This window comes from Sphingorhabdus sp., assembly GCF_044338195.1.
In the GTDB taxonomy this organism is placed as follows: Bacteria; Pseudomonadota; Alphaproteobacteria; order Sphingomonadales; family Sphingomonadaceae; genus Sphingorhabdus_B.
The window spans coordinates 1-2,937 of record NZ_JBIIMC010000061.1 but is presented as its reverse complement, the minus strand read 5'-3'; the positions used below and the strand labels follow the sequence as shown (position 1 = coordinate 2,937).

Sequence of the window (2,937 nt, the reverse complement as noted above, 5' to 3'; positions counted from 1 at the left end):
CGCGATAAGCGTATCCTTAGCTGGCATCGTGGTACCGTTTTTGATTGCGGTGTTGATAACCCCGTGGCTGCTGACTGTTCCCGGGCTCTTTACACCGGGAATTCCGCAATCAAGCGCGACTTTGTTCATGGGCGCCTGTATCGCGCTGACCGCATTTCCGATGTTAGCGCGCATCATAAACGAACGTGGATTGGCGAAAACGTCGCTCGGCACATTGTCACTTACCGCCGGTGCGTTTGACGACGCTGTATCTTGGTGCGTGCTGGCGGTGGTGCTGGCAACTTTTGGCGCAGGCCCTGGCGTTGCCGTGCTCGCAATCGGTGGTGGGCTGCTTTACGCCACGTTTATCGTCCTGTTCGGCCGCAAAATTTTCGCGCCGCTGGGCCGGATGGTCGAGCGCGAGGGCGAAATGAGCATGACTGTGCTTGGCATAACTATCGCTGCATTCTGTCTGTCCGCGTTCATCATGGACGCAGTTGGCATCCATGCAATTTTCGGCGGCTTCATTCTGGGGGTTGTTATGCCCCGCGGCCTTTTCGTTGAAGAGTTAAAGAAGAAGGTTGAACCGCTTGCCGTCGTCCTATTGCTGCCGATGTTCTTTACCTATTCTGGGCTCAACACGCGCATGGATATGGTCAACACGCTTCCATTGCTGTTGATCGCACTGGTCATTCTAGCGGGATCAATCGTCGCCAAATTTGGCGCGTGCTATGTCGCGGCGCGGGTTGCTGGCGAAGACAATCGCACCGCATTGGGTATCGGCGCGTTGATGAACTCACGTGGTTTAATGGAACTCATCATCATCAACATCGGTCTGCAAAAAGGCATAATCGGACCGACATTATTCTCAATGCTGGTGCTTATGGCGATTGTCACCACGATGATGGCAAGCCCATTGTTTGAATTGGTGTACGGCCGAAAAGCCCGTGAATCAGGCGAGCTAGGGGCACTGAAAAAAAAGGATGTGGCTCTGGCCGATTGAACCCCAGCTTGATTAGGGAAATTGCCTTTTTCAAGCAGGGGCTGGGCAATATCGGTTCAGATATTCGCCATGTGACGGCATATGCTGGACCACAAACTGGATCGATTTTTCCATTTCGTCAATTTCGCGCCGCGTATCTGGTTCTCTCACCGCGTCTGCCATGGCGTTGTGCCCGCCCATCTTGATACCCTGCCCCATCATGACAGCGGCCCAGCTGGTTTCGGTAAATAGCTCGTCATCTTCGCGGAATATTTGGCCGTTTTGGCGGAACAGCTCGACCTTCTCGGTGAGGCTGTCGGGCACGGGCATGTTGCGGCAATAGTTCCAGAACGGACTGTCGTCACGCGTTGTGCTGTTATAATGAAGGATAAGGAAATCGCGGATGCGCGCATATTCCTTGCCGGTTAGGCGATTGAACGCGTCTTCTTGCGCTTGCGTCACCCCATCGAGAGATAGCAACGCAATCAGCTTGTTAATCCCCGTATTCACGAGGTGAAGCGAGGTGGACTCTAGCGGCTCCATAAAGCCCGATGCCAGACCAAGCGCGACAACATTCTTGTTCCAAAACTTTTTACGCCGACCCGTTACAAAACGCAGGAAATTTGGTTCAGCGCCGGGTTTTCCAGCGATGTTGTTGACCAGAATGCTATGTGCCTCATCATCAGACATATATTCATTGCAATAGACATGGCCGTTGCCGTTGCGGTGCTGCAACGGAACCTGCCATTGCCATCCCGCCGAATGGGCGGTTGCGCGGGTGTAAGGCAATGGGCCACTGCCATCTTCACGCAAGCATGGCAGTGCTACCGCACGGTTGCAGGGCAGATAATTGGACCAATCGTCATAACCTGTTTTCAGCGCCTGTTCGATCAACAGGCCGCGGAAGCCGGAGCAATCAATGAACAAATCGCCCTTCAACACGTCGCCATTTTCCATGGTCACCGACGATACAAAACCGCTTTCATTGTCTAATGTGACATCAGAAATCTTGCCTTCACGGCGGACAACACCGCGCGTTTCTGCATAATTGCGCAAATATCGGGCGTAGCGTCCAGCGTCGATATGATAGGCGTAGTTAACAGGCGGCAAATCGTCGCGTTGGTAATCTTCCGTTCGCGCAAAGCGCCCGAAATGCGCTGCCATTGTTTCGACGTTGAAAACCTGAATGGGGCGCTTGTCGCCCGCTTGCTGATATTTGTGCCACACATGGTGAAAGGAAATGCCGTCGACCTGATAACCATAATTGCCAAAGGGGTGGATATAGCTGTCGCCAATCTTGCCCCAGTTGACGAACTGAATACCAAGCTTGAAACTGCCTTGGACCATAGAGAGCAAGTCACGCTCGTCAATTTCGAGCAAACGGTTAAAGTCCAGAAACGGCGGTATCGTCGCCTCGCCCACACCGACGGTTCCGATCTCTTCCGATTCGATCAGCGTAATCGCCACGGGACGACCCGCGCGAATACGGGACAGCGCAGCAGCGGCCATCCAGCCCGCGGTTCCGCCGCCCACAATGATGATGTGCTCGATTGCCATCCGACCTCTCCCTTAAACGTCTTGCATAGTGATATAGACCAGAACTGCAAATTGTGAACGTTCATTTTTGTCTCTTGTGAACGCTCTCAATTGTGGATATGTGTTAAGGTAATGGGGGAGTTTACATCCTCCGAATCGACATCAGGGAGGGTCATTTGGCACGCAAATCTTTATTCGGAGCATCGCGATCGCAGCGCCTTGCTGTTTTGACGACGGCATCCAGTATTGCACTATGTGCAGCGCAGCCGGTTTTCGCACAAACGTCTGAACAGCCCGCTGAAGCTGCGGAAAACGCTGAGGCTGAAGACGCGATCATCGTGAGCGGCTATAAAAAATCTCTCGCAGACTCGCAGAGCATAAAGCGTGAAGCCGACACATTTGTTGATGTCATCACCTCCGAAGATATTGGCGCGCTTCCC

The 2,937-nt window shown here is 53.2% G+C and carries 3 protein-coding genes; 2 read left to right on the top strand and 1 reads right to left on the bottom strand.

Annotation, left to right across the window (positions count from 1 at the left end; genetic code table 11):
* Positions 1-982: cation:proton antiporter (locus ACIQZK_RS10635; RefSeq protein ID WP_397576102.1), on the top strand; the 982-nt coding region annotated here is incomplete at its 5' end.
* A 30-nt stretch (positions 983-1,012) separates the two neighbouring features.
* On the opposite strand, the gene ACIQZK_RS10630 is transcribed toward ACIQZK_RS10635, so the two are convergent.
* Complete coding sequence (locus ACIQZK_RS10630; protein ID WP_395635580.1) at positions 1,013-2,518, bottom strand: tryptophan halogenase family protein; 1,506 nt, start codon at positions 2,516-2,518, stop codon at positions 1,013-1,015.
* 155 nt (positions 2,519-2,673) lie between these two features.
* On the opposite strand from ACIQZK_RS10630, the gene ACIQZK_RS10625 reads away from it, so the two are divergent.
* A partial coding sequence (locus ACIQZK_RS10625) for a hypothetical protein (RefSeq protein ID WP_397576101.1) occupies positions 2,674-2,937 on the top strand: 264 nt, incomplete at its 3' end.